The 327-nt window shown below is 53.8% G+C and carries 1 pseudogene; it reads left to right on the top strand.

Annotation, left to right across the window (positions count from 1 at the left end):
• A pseudogene (locus ABR397_RS23630) lies at positions 1-327 on the top strand (ISNCY family transposase); the annotation flags it as partial.

Genomic DNA, 327 nt, shown 5'->3' with positions numbered 1-327 from the left:
ATTACAGGCGGGAGATACTGCCGATCCAGAGGGTTTTATCCGGCGACTGGCAGAACAGTCCCCGAGGTATGAGGAGGTACTGATGACAATAGCGCAGAAACTGGAGCAGAAAGGGCACCAAAAAGGGTTTATTGAAGGGCGTCTGGAAGGACGCCAGGAAGGGCGTCTGGAAGGACAGCAGGAAGGGCGTCTGAAAGGACAGCAGGAAGGGCGTCTGGAAGGACGCCAGGAAGGACTCCAAGAAGGATTGCATAAAGGCGAAAAACGGGGGATCCTGAAAATCGCGTGTGCGATGATCGACATGGGTATCGACCGTGAAACGATAAT

This window comes from Photorhabdus viridis (assembly GCF_040256935.1).
In the GTDB taxonomy this organism is placed as follows: domain Bacteria; phylum Pseudomonadota; class Gammaproteobacteria; order Enterobacterales; family Enterobacteriaceae; genus Photorhabdus; species Photorhabdus viridis.
This window is presented reverse-complemented; position numbering and strand designations above follow the sequence as displayed.